The following is a 14,445-nucleotide window of genomic DNA, read 5'->3' on the forward strand; positions in this document are numbered from 1 at the left end:
TGAGAATTTGACCTTTGTTAAGTTTTAAGAAGAGATGTTAAATAATGTTACAAACTCAGGTCATCTGAGACCGGATAATTCGGGCAAGTGACTGAATTTCCAGCGGCTTTTGAACCATGATTGGGGAAGCCCCGGCAACGGACACCTCGGCATCATCGAAATAGCTGCTGATCAGAATAGCAGGCAAGTCTGACCGGATTGCGCGCACGGATTCGATCAGGTCCGTCCCCCGCAGGCCGGGCATCATCAGGTCGCTGATCAGGATGTCATAGCTTTCCGGAGCTTCACGAAACGCCTCGCGCGCTTTCAACGGATCGGAATAAGCTTCGACACGATATCCGTATCGCGTCAGCAGCCGCCGCGTCACGTAAAGGATGTTCTCGTCATCGTCGACCAACAGGACATGTTCGTCCCCTGCCACTGCTTCGACCTCAGCCTGATCTTCGGGGCTGAGCGCGGGCATCAACGGATAGAACAAGCTGAAACATGTGCCCTTGCCCGGTTCTGAATGCAGTTCGACACGACCATGACATTCCTCGACGCTGTTGTGCACGATGGTCAGACCCAGACCTGTGCCTTTGCCGACGGGTTTTGTGGAAAAGAAAGGTTGGAACACTTGTTGCTGCAAATCCTCAGCAATGCCAGGGCCGGTATCGCTGACGTCTAAACGGATCACCCCAATAGCGCCGTCCGGCAAATCGTCCAACGCACCCTTGTCGACCAGGCCGATACGCAACGCAACCTCACCTGGCTGATCGCCCATAGCCTCAAACGCATTGTGACACAGGTTCAGAAGGGTCTGAAAGAACAGTGTGCCATCAAAATCGGAAAAGGCAGTTTCGACCTCGATATCAAAGCGCGTCTGAACGCTAGGCGGGGCAGATACCCGGATCAGATCCAGCGCTTCTTGCGTGGCTTTGACCATATCGCCGCGACGGGGGTTGCGCGGTCTTTGTCGGGCGAAGGTCAGCATCTTGCGAACCAATGCCTGAGCCCGGCGCGCAGCGATGCGAATATGGTTGACCGAGGTCTGGATGTCGTCAATCCCTTCCGCATCCAGTTCGATCAAATCGGCGTTTCCAGTGATACTCATCAACACGTTGTTGAAATCATGCGCGACCGAGCCTGCCAGAATACCCACAGCTTCCATCTTCTGCACTTGGGCAAATTGCTCATGCGTGCGCCGGGTTTCGGTAATGTCTTCGCCAATCCCGATATAGTGCGTGACTTTGCCGTTCTGATCGACCAGCGGGAAAATCGCAGTTGAAACCCAATAATGGCTGCCATCCTTGCTGAGATTCCGAAACACGCCATACCAGCTTTTACCACGTTGCAATTTCTGCCTTAGATCGGCGTAAACCCCCTGTCCCGAATGTCCCGATTGCAGCATTCTGGGCGTGTGCCCATAGACCTCATCCGCCTCATATCCGCTGAGGTCAAAGAACTTGCGATTGGCATATTCTATCTTCAGCTCGGTGTCTGTGATGATGATCGAAGCCGGACTTTGTTCGACAGCCCGCGCAAGCTTGCGCTCGGCCAGTTCCACTTGCTCGCGCAGTTCCAACTCAGCCTTCAAACGACGATTGGTCCGCAGGATGTTTGAGATCAGCAACGTGGTCAGGATGGCAATAACCCCAACCACCGCTATTAAACCGACCAGCAGAACCGAGAAGCGGCGCACCAGCTGTTCCCCTTCAGAGAACGCCTGAACCATGTCCGACAAGCTTTGATCGCGCTCGGTGATCCACAGTGCCTCCAGCGTAGAAAGCGCCGCAAGCGCGTCACTGTCGTCGACCCGCACCAAAGCATCTATTTCTTCGGCACGCAGGCCGGCTGCTATGCCCGCCTCAATCTTGGGAATATTCCCGATATATTCCAGCGCCACCCGTTCGATGCGTTGCAATGCATCCAATTCAGTCTGCGACGGCGCGGCGTTGCGGTAGGTTTCGATGGTTGTCAGAAGGTTCTGCGACTGGGATTTTAAGGTCGGCGAGTATTCTGCGTCGTGCCGCAGGACGTAGTTTTTGAAGTTGTGAATCAACCCGCCATAGCCGAAATATCCCCGGATTTCCGATATCCAATAGCCGCGAGGGGTGGTCTCGACTGAATAGCCCTGCCAGACCTTTCGCATTTCACCGATCCGGTCTGTCGTTTCGCGCGACATGTACAGGAACACCGACAGGATGAAGACCAACGCGACCCCCATGGCGATGGCCACTCCAAGCGGTGCGGCCATAGATCTTTCGGATGTTTCACCTGTGGCCGTCGCGGGAAGGCTGTGCCTGAAGACCATGATACCTCCGACCTGATCCTTGCAGTGTGCGTTTACCCTTGGTACCCGCTTCAAGCGAGTATTGCGAAGAGCCTATAGCGCGGCAAATCGCGCAGAAGTCGGGTTGCGGATTCTCTCAGACGATGCCAGCCGAATGCCAGACGTGTTTGACCGTCATGTAATTCTCAAGCCCCTCTGTTCCGCCTTCACGGCCAGAACCACTGGATTTCACACCGCCGAAAGGCGTTTCCGGCATCGACGCTTCAAGCGTGTTGATCGACAGGTTTCCTACTTCAACCTCATCGATCAATCGGTCGATGTAATCCGCCCTGTTGGTAAAGGCATATCCGGCCAGACCGTAAGGGACAGAATTTGCCTGATCGATTGCCTCATCCAATGAGGCCACGGGGTTTATGACCGCCACGGGACCAAAAGGCTCTTCCTGCATGATCCGCGCGGTATCGGGAACGTTCAACAAGACTGTAGGTTGAAAGAAATAGCCCTGATTGCCTATCGGCGCGCCTCCCGTGGCGACAGTTGCCCCTTTGGCCCGTGCATCCTCGACCAATTCGGTCAGGGCAGGCACGCGGCGTTCATTGGCCAGCGGGCCCATCTCGACCCCTGACTCCAAGCCGTTGCCGACAACTGTGGCCGCTGCCCGTTTCACAAAGTCATTGGCGTAGAGATCAAAGATGCTTTGGTGCACGAAAAAGCGGGTCGGCGACGTGCATACTTGCCCGGCGTTGCGCATTTTTCGCACCGCACCAGATGTCGCCGCCGCCTGAACATCCGTGTCTTCACAGACAATGACCGGCGCGTGGCCGCCCAACTCCATCAGCACACGCGTATCATGCTGGGCCGCAAGGGTGGTCAAATGCCGCCCAACACCTGTTGAACCGGTAAAAGCCACCAGACGCACGGGGTCTTGTGGTATCAGATATCCGGACACTTCTGCTGGCTCCCCAAATACCAGGTTCAGAACGCCCGGAGGCAATCCCGCATCTTCAAACGCTTTGGCAATATGCAACGCCCCAGCAGGGGTTTCTTCCGCAGCCTTAAGGATCACCGAACAGCCCGAAGCCAACGCACCAGCGATTTTCCTTGCCGGTTGGCTCATGGGGAAGTTCCACGGGGAAAATGCTGCGACAACTCCGATTGGCAGGCGATGCACCGCGAATTTGTGACCCGGAGCCGCCGGAATGATCCGCCCATAAGTCCGCATGGCCTCGCCAGCGTCCCATTCAAAAAACTCGGCCCCGCGGATCACTTCCAGCCGGGCTTGCTTCAGGGGTTTGCCGTGCTCCAACGTCATTGAGTGCGCAATCGTGTCGATACGGTCCCGCATCAGGGCTGCGGCGCGCAGGATTGTATCCGCGCGCTCACGCGGAGACGTGCGGCTCCAAACGCGGAAACCTTTGACAGCCGCCTCCAACGCATCATCCAGATCCTTCACCGATGCGCAGGGCAACCGCCCAAGCTCTTCTTCGGTTGCCGGGTTGATCACCGGGATATCGCGGTCGGTTTTTCGCCACGTGCCATCAATGAACAGTTTAAGCTCTGGATACATGAAGCTAACACCTCTTTTAGCGTTGTTTTCAGATCGCTCGATGCTTCGCATTACTTCAAGTGAATTGAACAAATACGGGTATCACTTTGGCGAATAGCTGGCTTGTTTACCCTGCGCTGCCTTGTGCAGTGCCGTTTTAAACGCCCGCCCGGCAGGTGACAGATCATCGTCAGCACGAAAAGAAACACCGATCGGCCCCTGACCGAAGGGCACGTTCCAATCAACTTTGGCAAGGTGACCATGTTCGATATCCTGCGCAACAACCTCGGCTGGCATAAGACCAATCAGGTCGCGCGACTGCAGCAAGGCGCGGTTCGTCAGATAAGACACCGACTCGATCATGACCGGTGGCACATATTGCTGCTGCCCAACAAAGAAATGATCGACCTGACGCCGCAACGTAGTCTCTTGCGGGGGCAGTATCCAGCCAAAGGGTTTGGTTTGAGCAAACGTCACGTCTTTGCGACGGACAAGCGGATGTTGAGGGCCAACAACCGCTAAGATTCGATCCTCGAACAGTTTTTCCTGCCGAATCTTGTCGCGATGCCGGTGTGACGGCAGACGGCCAACAACCATATCGATCTCACCCGACAGAAGTCGAGGCATCAGAACTTCGTTCGTGCCCTCGTTGATCTTGACCGCAACATTCGGACGGTCTTCCAGCAACAGTTCAATGCCTGCAGGCAAGAGACTGGTTGATGCAGCAAGCAATGTACCCACAACGACACGACCCGAGTTACCCTCGTTCAGATCATCCAATTCCTGCGCGGCATTCGAAACCTGCGCAAAGATCAGTTTGCCGTGACGGATCAGGGTCTCTCCGAAAACGGTTGGCACCACCCCACGATTGGTGCGAGTGAACAGTTTGACCTCAAAATCCAGTTCAAGATCTTGGATCATTTTGGTGGCCGCAGGTTGAGAAATGCCCAACTCTCGGGCCGCGTTTTGAATGTTGCCATGCGCACCCACGGCAACCAGCAGACGCAGTTGACGCAGTTTCAGGCGTGTCAAAGCACGATCAACGATGCGAGAGTGACGCCCAACCATGGTTAAAGCACAATCGGATTATTAAGCTGGTTCAGTTTGGACAGCACACTCATCGCTGCAAGCGCCGAGCTTCTTGGATTGTCAGGCAGTGCTGTGCCACTGATCCGAAACTGAAAGGTGCCAAAATCGCCTTCAGCCTCGATCTCGTGAATGTTCTTTTGGATCGTTGGGTCTGCGATCAGACGAACTTGTGTGTCATCAAATCCCAATCCTGCCAATGCCACGGCTGCCGCGACATTTGCATTCTTTGGGTAGGACAGCGCCGCCTCGCGGGCAGAACCCTGGAAATGGGTTTTTGCGTCACTCAACTTGTCGAGATCCAGGCTGTGTTCGGCAAGCGATCCTTTCCACCCCGCTGGCGGCTTACGCCCAACATAGGTAACAGATGTGAGCGAACCGACCGCCGCTGCGCTCAGGCAATCCAAAGCGCCGATGGCACCACTGGCCAGATGCAAGTGTCCCCCACCCTGCCGTGCCGCGCTTTCCAACCGATCTGCGGTCTTCCGGTCCGCCAGTGCACCGACAGAAACACTGATGATGTCGATACCTTTAGCAAGTATGAGCGGCCCCAAACCGGCCAAGGCCTCATGCCCGGCGCAATCCAAAACCATGTCGGTGCCGTCTGGCAAGTCATCAACCGAGCCAACAAATAAAGGCGTTTTTGACTCAACACGATGTGGTCTGACGAGAAACGCCACCACTTCGTGCTCATGCTTTGGTAAGGCGCGCTGAACATATTGCGCAATTGCGCCGGTTCCAATGATTGCTATTTTCATACCTGAATCCTAGACCAGCACAGAAGAAATCTGAATTGGTAAGTTTGCGGTATAATTTTTTCAGATAACCATTTCCCCGAAATCGGGCTGGATCGACTGTCGCAGTGTGCTTTTCATGGGGCCAAAGCCACTGGGACTGCATTCTATGAAATACACCAAACACGACGCAAAAGCTTATGCCCGCGAGAACATGACAGGGATCTGGGCTGCAGCATTGAACCCGTTCAATGAAGATCTGTCCTTGGATGAACCCGGGCTGCGCGCGAATATCCGGCATTGGATAGACGATCTGGACATTCAGGGCCTGTTCGTCGCCGGCAAACAGGGCGAGTTCTTTTCGATGAGCATCGAAGAACGCAAGCGCAACTTCGAAATTGCAGTCGAAGAATGCGCGGGCAAGGCCGGGGTGATTGTCTCGGTCTCGGATCAGAACATGAATACGGCGTTGGAATTGGCCCACCATGCCCAGAACTGCGGCGCGGATTACATCGTGCTGCACGCGCCGGTTCTGAGCTTTGTGCAGGATCGCGGTGAGGTTCTTTACCAATATTACAAGCGGTTCTGTGACGAACTGGACATCGGCATCGCCATGTGGAGCCATCCGGACAGCGGTTATCTGATGCAACCCGAAGAATGCGCACGCATAGCGGACTTGCCGAATATCGTGGCCATCAAATACTCAGTCCCTCGTGAGATGTATGTGAAGCTGACACATATGGTCGGAGACAAGATCCATGTCTCAACCTCAGCCGAACATGAATGGCTGGACAATATCCTGGAACTCGACTGGAAGCTCTATCTCTGTTCCTCCCCGCCTTATCAGCTGCAAAGCAAGGTCGATCAGCGGATGAACGAATACACACATTTGGCTTTTGCCGGAAAGGCGGATGAAGCGCGACGTGTGTTTGACAGCCTCAACCCTGTCCGGGATGCCATGAAACGCACGCGCCCGGCGGGTAAACCCACGGCCTTTGGAAAATACTGGCAGGAATTATTGGGTCAGGTCGGTGGCCGTGTGCGCCCACCAATGCTGGAACTGACCGAGGCCGAGAAGACGATCATTCATAAGGCATTCGACGAATGCGGCCTTCGCGTCTGAAAAGGCTGCGCACTGAGCTGTATAAAGAAATCTGATAGCTAGATCCTGAAAATTTCTTTGCCGTTGTGGAAAAACACATCAAACTTTCGACGATAGGGAGTGGGACATGTCGAAACTGCAAGCATTTAACTTCAAGGCCTGGATCGACGAACACCGCCATCTGCTCAAGCCGCCTGTGGGCAATCGTCAGGTTTGGGAAGATGCCGATCTTATGGTCACGGTTGTTGGCGGCCCGAACAAGCGAACGGATTATCACGACGACCCGGTCGAAGAGTTCTTTTATCAGCTGGAAGGCGACATGGTGCTGAAAATCTTTGATGGAGAGGAGTTCTATGACGTTCCGATCCGCGAAGGTGAAGTGTTCCTGCTGCCACCGCATGTGCGCCATTCTCCGCAACGCCCACAAGAAGGCTCTATCGGGCTTGTTATCGAACCAAAACGCCAGACGGGTGAGCTGGACGCCATCGAATGGTACTGCTTCGAATGCGGATCACTGGTGCATCGCGCAGAAATGCAGCTAAAGTCCATCGTTGACGACCTGCCTCCGGTTTATCAGAAGTTCTATGCCTCGGAAAAAGATCGCACTTGCCCAAATTGTCAGGCGGTGCATCCGGGCAAGGAACCACCCGAGGGCTGGGTTACATTGTGAAATAAGATCAAAACAGGGGAAGTCATGAAACATATTGTAAAAATTGCCGCCTCTGCGGCTGTGCTGGCAATGTCATCCGTTGCCGCTCAGGCCGAAGAGTTCCGGTTGGGCCTGATCACGCCGCCACCGCATATCTGGACCAAAGCCGCAGAGGCCTTTGGGGCTGAGTTGAATGAGGCCAGTGGCGGCACGCATTCAGTGTCGGTTTTCCCGGCGCGCCAGCTGGGGAACGAAGCTGAAATGCTGCAGCAATTGCAAACCGGCGCGTTGGACATGGCCTTCATGACAGTCGCGGAAGTGTCGAACCGCGCGCCCGAGTTGGGGGCTTTCTACGCTCCTTATTTGGCAGATGACATTGGGCACGCAGGGCGCATTCTTCGGTCTGACACAGCCAAATCCATGCTTGAGCCGCTACCGGGTCAAGTTGGCGTCGTGGGCTTGGGATATGGTATGGCCGGGCTGCGTCAGATCGTCAGCCGAGGCGAAGTTTCATCCGCCGACGATCTGTCTGGCCTGAAGCTGCGGATCACGCCGTTTACACCTATCCTCGACTTCTACAACGCGGTAGGGGCAGCGCCTACGCCGATGCCATTGCCTGCGGTCTATGATGCTTTGGCCAACGGCCAGGTCGATGCCATCGATATGGATGCCGAGTTGATTTGGGTTCTGAAGTATTATGAGCACGCTGACACCATCGTGCAGTCGGATCATATGATGTTCCCGATGGTTGGTCTGGTATCGGCCAAGGTCTGGGCGGGTTTGTCGGAAGAAGACCGGGCGATGATTTCTGAGCTGATGGCCAAACACGTCGACAGCACCATCGACGCCTATGTCGAAAACGATTCTAAATGGCTGGAGCAGATCGAAGGCACGGGCAAAGCCTACAAAAAGGTCGATGCCTCGTTCTTTGGCGATGCGATTGAAGAGTGGAACGGGATCTGGTCCGAGAAGACCTCTTCCCTTGACGCTTTGCGGCAGACTGCGGCAGAAACAAAATAACGAAAACGGCATGACGGAAAGGGCGCAGGTCGATCCTGCGCCCTTTTTCTCGGGAGAACAGCGATGTTGTATCGGCTGTCGGCTGGCTTGGCGCGGGTCGAATTGTGGTGCGCTGCCTTTCTGGCGGTCTGCATAACCGTTTTGATTTTGCTGAATGTCGTCACCCGCACGGCGGGTAACGCCCTGTTCTGGGTCGATGAACTGGCGATTTACGCGATGGTCTGGATGACCTTTCTGGGCGCGTCCGCCGCGTTGCATCATCGCAGTTCGGTGTCGATTTCCATTCTCTCCGACAATGTGCCGGATCACGCAAAACGGGTAATCCGCAAGACGGTCGATGTCGTTGTGTTCGCCTTCTCCGTCACGATGCTGTGGTTCTGTTGGCTCTGGTTTCTGCCGCTGGACATCGCGCTCAGCGGCTTTGACACCTTGGCTTTTCAAGGACAGACGTTCAATTTCATCTATGCCGAGCCGACACTGACCCTGGGCCTGCCAAAATACCTGTTCTGGCTTGTCATGTGGCTGTTTGCGCTTGGTGCAACTTTGCATTCCACCATGCACTTGCTGAGCGCCCCTACGAAGGGAACGCTAACATGAGTCCCATCGTCTTTCTGGCGACCCTGCTTCTGTCTGTCCCAGTGGCAATCGTGCTGGCCATCACCGCCATCTGGTACATCTGGGAAAGCGGCAACACTGTTCTTTATGACAGCTTCGCGCAGAAAATGTTCGGGGGTCTTGAGAACTATGGCCTTTTAGCCATTCCGCTTTTCATGCTGACCGGCGAGCTTATGAATGAGGGCGGAATGACCCGACGCCTTGTCGCGCTAGCGCGGGTGTTTGTCGGCGGGTTTCGTGGCGGGTTGGCTTATATCAACCTGCTGGCCAATATGTTCATGGCGGCGATCATCGGCTCTGCCACAGCACAGATCGCGGTGATGTCGCGCGCTATGGTCCCAGCGATGGATGAAGAAGGCTATGACAAAGGCTTTGCCGCCGCGACCACAGCCGCTGGTGGCTTATTGGCCCCGGTCATTCCGCCATCGATGATGTTCGTGATCTTTGGTGTGCTGGCCCAGATCCCCATAGGTGATATGTTCATTGCGGGTATTTTGCCGGGCTTAATTCTGGCTGGTGCTTTCGCGCTGGTCATCACTTTGATTGGTTGGCAGCAACAGTTTCCCAAAGGCCGCTGGATGACGCGGGCCGAGGCTTTCCGGTCCCTTATCAGCGCCGCTCCGGCCTTGCTGATCCCGCTGTCGATCATCGGCGGCATCCTGTTCGGGATCGCCACCCCGACCGAGTCCGCCGCGATTGCGTCCCTGATCGCCTTTCTAGTGGGCTGGTTGGTGTATGGCGATCTGAAACCGAAAAACCTAGCCGAGATGTTCAAACGCACCGCTGCCAATGCCTCGATGATCCTGTTCATGATTGCGGCCGCCAGTGTGTTTGGTTGGGTCATTATCTACGAAGAGATACCGCAGCATCTGGCCGGTTTGATCACATCCGTCACCTCGAACCCCTTTGTATTTCTGCTGATTGTAAATCTGGCTCTGTTGCTGGTTGGAATGGTGATCGACGGCATAGCAGCGATTATCCTGATCACACCTATCCTTCTGCCCATTGCAACCGGGTCCTATGACATCAGCCCCTATCAATTCGGCATAGTTGCCTGTTTGAACCTTGTGCTTGGCCTGCTGACACCGCCTGTCGGGATCGGATTGTACATCGCCTCATCTATGAGCGGTACCACACCGGGCTCAATCCTCAAATCGCTCTGGCCCTTCCTGATCGCGGTGACATTGGTTCTGCTTTTGCTCAGCTATTTCCCCAGCCTGTCGACACTGCTGATCTGAGGGGGAACCAAACGCTCATCTTCGCGACAGGAAAAACTTGCGCTAAACTTTACAAAAGTTGTCCGCTAGATTGAACCTAACGCCGTTCTTAGCACTCGCAGGGAAGAACATGCTGCTAGACACCCCAATCTGCAATTTTGGCTGGAAGGCCCCGGACTTCACGCTGAAGGATCCCAACGGCCAACTTTTCACGATGTCCGATCATCTGCGAAACGGACTGTTGATCGCCTTTATTTGCAATCATTGCCCATATGTTAAAACGCTGGCAGATCGGCTGACGCAGGACATGGACCTGTTAATGTCAAAGGGGATTGGAGTCTTGGCGGTGATGTCGAACGACTATCGCGACTATCCTGAAGATGCACCGGATAGAATGTTGGAATTCGCGCGCGAAAACGGGTTTAACTTCCCGTATCTGGTCGACGAAGAACAAACCGTTGGCCGAGCATATGGCGCAGTCTGTACACCCGATTTCTTTGGACTGAACGCAAATGGCTTGCTGCAATACCGTGGACGTCTGGACAATCTGCGCCGCGGCGAAACCGGAGCGCGCGTGCCGGAACTTGTCGATGCGATGCTTCGAATCGCCGAAACCGGCCAAGGCCCTCAGGATCAGACACCATCGATGGGTTGTTCGATCAAATGGACCCACGGAAGCGTTTAGGAGCAACGCGATGAACGTGCAGTACCTTGTTGCCACAACACACTCTTGACCCGCGCGGCCCTGTCGTTCTTGATAAGATCAATCGTCCCGCGCGGCCCAGACGCCGATCTTAGGGATCATACGAAAACGCGAAGAGCTTGGCATCGTCGCGTCTGAGTCATTCGCGGGGTCACATGGCAGATATCTCAGACTGGCTGAGCAAGCACGGCTTATCCAAATATGCCGACGCCTTTTCCCGGCATGAGATCGAGTTGAGCGATCTCTCGGAACTCAACGATGACGACCTGATCACAATTGGATTGCCGTTGGGTCCAAGACGGCGCTTTTTGAAGGCCATCCGCGAAGGCACGCAGGGACGTTCAGTTCCCGAACGCAATATTGTCGCCGAACGCAGGCAGCTGACGGTGATGTTCATAGATCTTGTGGGCTCGACGCCGTTGTCGCAACAGCTCGACCCCGAAGATCTGGCCGAAGTTTTAAGGCTGTTCAAGGAAACCTGCGCCGCAGCCGTCGCCGCATATGACGGACATATCGCCAGCTATTATGGCGACGGCATCATGGTGTTCTTTGGGTTTCCTCACGCGCATGAGGATGATCCCGAACGCGCGATACACGCGGGCTTGCGGATCATTCGCGAAATCCCCAACTTGCAGACCCACGCACAGCTTCAGGTGCGTATCGGTATCGCCACCGGCCTGGTCGTCGTTGGCGATCTGCGTGGTGAAAAGATGTTCGAGGATGGCACAGCGATGGGCGAAACCCCAAACCTCGCCGCGCGATTGCAATCCATGGCCGACCCAGGCGCCCTAATCATTGCGCCAACGACACACGAGCTTGCGGGCGATACGTTTGAATATGAACGTCGCGGTACATTTCAGTTGAAAGGTTTCGCCAAAGAGGTTGAAGCCTGGCAGGTCACCGGTACGCGCCAAACTCTCAGCCGGTTCATGGCCTCGGATGACACAGCGATGAGCTCGCTTGTCGGTCGAACGCTTGAATACAAAACCCTGCACAGCAAATGGGATTTGGCCCGGCAAGGGCATGGTCAAGTGGCGCTAGTGTCAGGCGAAGCAGGGATCGGAAAATCCCGCCTGATCGAAGAGCTGAGCCGATCGATTCCCGAAACCAAGTTCCAGCACATCCGGTTTCAATGCTCACCTTATCACGATGCCAGCGCACTGTACCCCGTCATTCGCCAGCTTGAGGCCGCGGCAGAATTGCGAGTGGACGACAGCGCGACGGAGAAACTGGACAAGTTAAAGCGCTTGTTTGGCGCACCGTCTGACCTCACGCTGAAACTGGCTGCATTACTTCTGTCGGTTCCATTCGAGGATCAGTTGGGTCCGCTGGATCTGACGCCTGATCAGTTGATGAAACAGACGCTGGACATGCTGGTGGATCATCTGCTTGAAACAGCCGGGAAGACTCCGCTGCTTGTGCTGTTCGAAGATGCGCATTGGATCGACCCAACAACAAAATTGATGCTCGACCTTGTTGTTGAACGCCTCGCTGATGCACCTGTGCTGATGGTGATGAGTTATCGCACGGGCTTTGATCCGGGTTGGACCTTCACCTCAAATCTAACTCATGTCGACTTGAAGCAGTTGGGTTTTGAACAAATCAAAGAAATCGTGGACGGCGTCGCCAATGGCAGACCTGTTCCAAAAGCGGCTTATGATGTAATCGCGGCCCGTTCCAACGGCGTTCCACTTTATGTCGAAGAAGTCACCAAGGACCTTATTGAGACCAACTTTCTGATTGATGGCACCGACACCTTAGCGGCTGGCGGTGCGTCGGCCTCATCTTCCGTTCCCAAGACACTGCATGATGCCTTGATGGCCCGGCTAGATCGACTGAGTTCGGCCAAAGAAGTGGCCCAGATAGGGGCGGTGATCGGACCAAATTTCTCGTTTCCTCTGATCGCCCAGGTTGCGCGGTTGGACGAAAGGGCGTTGCGGGCAGGTCTGGATTTGCTGGTGGAGGCAGACATCGTGAACAGCTCGGGCACGGTTCCAGAGCAGACCTTTACCTACCGTCACGCCCTCATTCGCGACACGGCGTATAACAGCCTTCTGAAACGCGAACGGCGAGGGCTGCACGCCCGCGTGGTCGAAGCATTGAAACAGACCAAACATCAAGACGCAGCAGTCGGCCCCGAGATACTTGCCCATCACTACACGATGGCAGACATGCCGAAGGAGGCGATCGATCATTGGTATCTGGCTGGGCAACGCTCTGTCGAACGGTCGGCTGCGGTCGAAGCGGTGACACAATTGGGCCGGGCCGTCGCCTTGCTTGAAAAGATGGACGACTCTGTCGACCGGGATCGAAACGAGACCCGCATTCAGGTTCTGCGAGCAGGCGTTCTCCGTTCGACTGCAGGCATTGCGGCCGATAAAACGGGCGCCGCTTACGCGCGAATACGCGACCTGTGCAACCGGCTGGGCGAAACCGAACAGCTTTTCCCGGTTCTCAATGGCCTTTACGCTTATCATTTGGTGCGGGGTGAATACAATCTGGCCAAGGACACTGCAGCGCAATTGCTGGATCTGGCAAAACTTGACGAGGAATCGCATCACACCATGATCGCGCATCGGGCCATGGGCGCCGTGTTGCTGCATATCGGGCATCTGGAATCTGCTTGTGATCACCTAAAACAGGCGCTGAGTTTGTATGATCCGGAACAGCACAGCCGACTGGCCTATGTCTATGGCACTGATCATGCCGCCATTACGTCCTGTTTTCTGAGCATAGCGGTCTGGCTTCGCGGCGAGCCAGACCGTGCCCTTGACATTCAGCTTCAGGCTGTGTCGGCGGCACAGGATTTGAAACATGCACACAGCATGGCGCAGACATTGACCTATCTTTGCATGCTTCATTTGCTGAGGCGCGACCCCCAACAGGTCTATCCTGTTGTGGCACAGCTGGAAGCGTTGGCTGTCAAACATGCGTTCCCGTTTATGACTTTAACAGCCAATGTCTGGCGCAGTTGGGCAGACGCACAGACAAATCCCAACCCAGACACCCTCAGCGTGATGCGCGACGCAGCCGAGGCTTGGTGGGCCAGTGGGGCCGGAAACTACAAACCCTTGTTTCTGACCGCGATGGCCGAGGTTGCTTTGAACGCGCAAGATTCAAGGTCCGCGCTGGACCTGCTGAACGAAGCACGTGCGCAGCAAGATTTAACCAATGAAGGGTGGGCGCAGGCTGAAACAGATCGAATCGAAGCGCTGTTACAGTCCTCGGACAAGCCAGCCGACCACCTGTTTTCGCACGCCCTGCAATCTGCGCGCGATCAGCAAGCCAGAATGTTCGAGCTTCGCGTGGCCGTAGATTATCTGCGGACCTGTCAGCGCTGCGGGCGTGCGCCCAAGGTTCCCCCTGACATCGAAGGCATACTAGACGCGATTACCGGCAGCACGCAAAACAGAGATGTCGCAGACGCCTTGGTTCTGCTCGAAAATACGCGACCTTCATAAGATCTGGCACCTGCTTTTTGCGTGAAGATGCTTGCGAAGG

11 protein-coding genes are annotated in these 14,445 nt (G+C 55.2%); 7 read left to right on the forward strand and 4 right to left on the reverse strand.

All coding sequences use genetic code 11. The features are described from left to right. Positions 1–55 precede the first annotated feature (55 nt). The 4 genes from GS632_RS16940 to GS632_RS16955 form a co-directional block, all read right to left on the reverse strand. Positions 56–2,293 carry a PAS domain S-box protein gene (locus GS632_RS16940; RefSeq protein ID WP_171238292.1) on the reverse strand — a complete coding sequence of 746 codons (2,238 nt, stop codon included), beginning with the start codon at positions 2,291–2,293 and terminating at the stop codon, positions 56–58. Between the two features lie 115 nt (positions 2,294–2,408). After that, positions 2,409–3,839 (reverse strand): NAD-dependent succinate-semialdehyde dehydrogenase, encoded by a 1,431-nt coding sequence (locus GS632_RS16945; protein ID WP_171177118.1) that lies wholly within the window; start codon positions 3,837–3,839, stop codon positions 2,409–2,411. A gap of 81 nt (positions 3,840–3,920) precedes the next feature. After that, a complete protein-coding gene (locus tag GS632_RS16950; protein ID WP_171177120.1) occupies positions 3,921–4,886 on the reverse strand; it encodes a LysR substrate-binding domain-containing protein in 966 nt (321 codons plus the stop codon). A 2-nt stretch (positions 4,887–4,888) separates the two neighbouring features. Next, positions 4,889–5,662, reverse strand: a complete 774-nt coding sequence (locus GS632_RS16955; RefSeq protein ID WP_171177122.1) for an aspartate dehydrogenase — start codon at positions 5,660–5,662, stop codon at positions 4,889–4,891. A 145-nt stretch (positions 5,663–5,807) separates the two neighbouring features. Here GS632_RS16955 and GS632_RS16960 point away from each other — a divergent pair, with 145 nt between their 5' ends. From GS632_RS16960 to GS632_RS16990, 7 genes are all read left to right on the forward strand, one after another. Beyond that, the gene (locus tag GS632_RS16960; RefSeq protein ID WP_171722225.1) at positions 5,808–6,761 is read left to right on the forward strand and encodes a dihydrodipicolinate synthase family protein; all 954 of its coding nucleotides are present in this window, start codon (positions 5,808–5,810) and stop codon (positions 6,759–6,761) included. A gap of 106 nt (positions 6,762–6,867) precedes the next feature. After that, the gene (locus tag GS632_RS16965; protein ID WP_171177126.1) at positions 6,868–7,410 is read left to right on the forward strand and encodes a 3-hydroxyanthranilate 3,4-dioxygenase; all 543 of its coding nucleotides are present in this window, start codon (positions 6,868–6,870) and stop codon (positions 7,408–7,410) included. 24 nt (positions 7,411–7,434) lie between these two features. Continuing rightward, positions 7,435–8,409, forward strand: a complete 975-nt coding sequence (locus GS632_RS16970) for a TRAP transporter substrate-binding protein (protein WP_171177128.1) — start codon at positions 7,435–7,437, stop codon at positions 8,407–8,409. 63 nt (positions 8,410–8,472) lie between these two features. Further along, positions 8,473–9,006 carry a TRAP transporter small permease gene (locus tag GS632_RS16975; RefSeq protein ID WP_171177131.1) on the forward strand — a complete coding sequence of 178 codons (534 nt, stop codon included), beginning with the start codon at positions 8,473–8,475 and terminating at the stop codon, positions 9,004–9,006. Then, positions 9,003–10,262, forward strand: coding sequence for a TRAP transporter large permease (locus tag GS632_RS16980; protein WP_171177133.1), 1,260 nt, complete (start codon positions 9,003–9,005; stop codon positions 10,260–10,262). Before GS632_RS16975 ends, GS632_RS16980 begins: the two co-directional genes overlap by 4 nt. 109 nt (positions 10,263–10,371) lie before the next feature. Further along, positions 10,372–10,926 carry a thioredoxin family protein gene (locus GS632_RS16985; protein ID WP_171238289.1) on the forward strand — a complete coding sequence of 185 codons (555 nt, stop codon included), beginning with the start codon at positions 10,372–10,374 and terminating at the stop codon, positions 10,924–10,926. 173 nt (positions 10,927–11,099) lie between these two features. Beyond that, positions 11,100–14,405 (forward strand): adenylate/guanylate cyclase domain-containing protein, encoded by a 3,306-nt coding sequence (locus GS632_RS16990; protein ID WP_171238288.1) that lies wholly within the window; start codon positions 11,100–11,102, stop codon positions 14,403–14,405. Positions 14,406–14,445 lie beyond the last annotated feature (40 nt).

This window comes from Ruegeria sp. HKCCD7296, assembly GCF_013110775.1.
Lineage (GTDB): Bacteria > Pseudomonadota > Alphaproteobacteria > Rhodobacterales > Rhodobacteraceae > Ruegeria.

Bases quoted from the DNA above. Each gene is read 5' to 3' on its own strand.
- GS632_RS16940 (WP_171238292.1), bottom strand. From the start codon at position 2,293: ATGGTCTTCAGGCACAGCCTTCCCGCGACGGCCACAGGTGAAACATCC.
- GS632_RS16945 (WP_171177118.1), bottom strand. From the start codon at position 3,839: ATGTATCCAGAGCTTAAACTGTTCATTGATGGCACGTGGCGAAAAACC.
- GS632_RS16950 (WP_171177120.1), bottom strand. From the start codon at position 4,886: ATGGTTGGGCGTCACTCTCGCATCGTTGATCGTGCTTTGACACGCCTG.
- GS632_RS16955 (WP_171177122.1), bottom strand. From the start codon at position 5,662: ATGAAAATAGCAATCATTGGAACCGGCGCAATTGCGCAATATGTTCAG.
- GS632_RS16960 (WP_171722225.1), top strand. From the start codon at position 5,808: ATGAAATACACCAAACACGACGCAAAAGCTTATGCCCGCGAGAACATG.
- GS632_RS16965 (WP_171177126.1), top strand. From the start codon at position 6,868: ATGTCGAAACTGCAAGCATTTAACTTCAAGGCCTGGATCGACGAACAC.
- GS632_RS16970 (WP_171177128.1), top strand. From the start codon at position 7,435: ATGAAACATATTGTAAAAATTGCCGCCTCTGCGGCTGTGCTGGCAATG.
- GS632_RS16975 (WP_171177131.1), top strand. From the start codon at position 8,473: ATGTTGTATCGGCTGTCGGCTGGCTTGGCGCGGGTCGAATTGTGGTGC.
- GS632_RS16980 (WP_171177133.1), top strand. From the start codon at position 9,003: ATGAGTCCCATCGTCTTTCTGGCGACCCTGCTTCTGTCTGTCCCAGTG.
- GS632_RS16985 (WP_171238289.1), top strand. From the start codon at position 10,372: ATGCTGCTAGACACCCCAATCTGCAATTTTGGCTGGAAGGCCCCGGAC.
- GS632_RS16990 (WP_171238288.1), top strand. From the start codon at position 11,100: ATGGCAGATATCTCAGACTGGCTGAGCAAGCACGGCTTATCCAAATAT.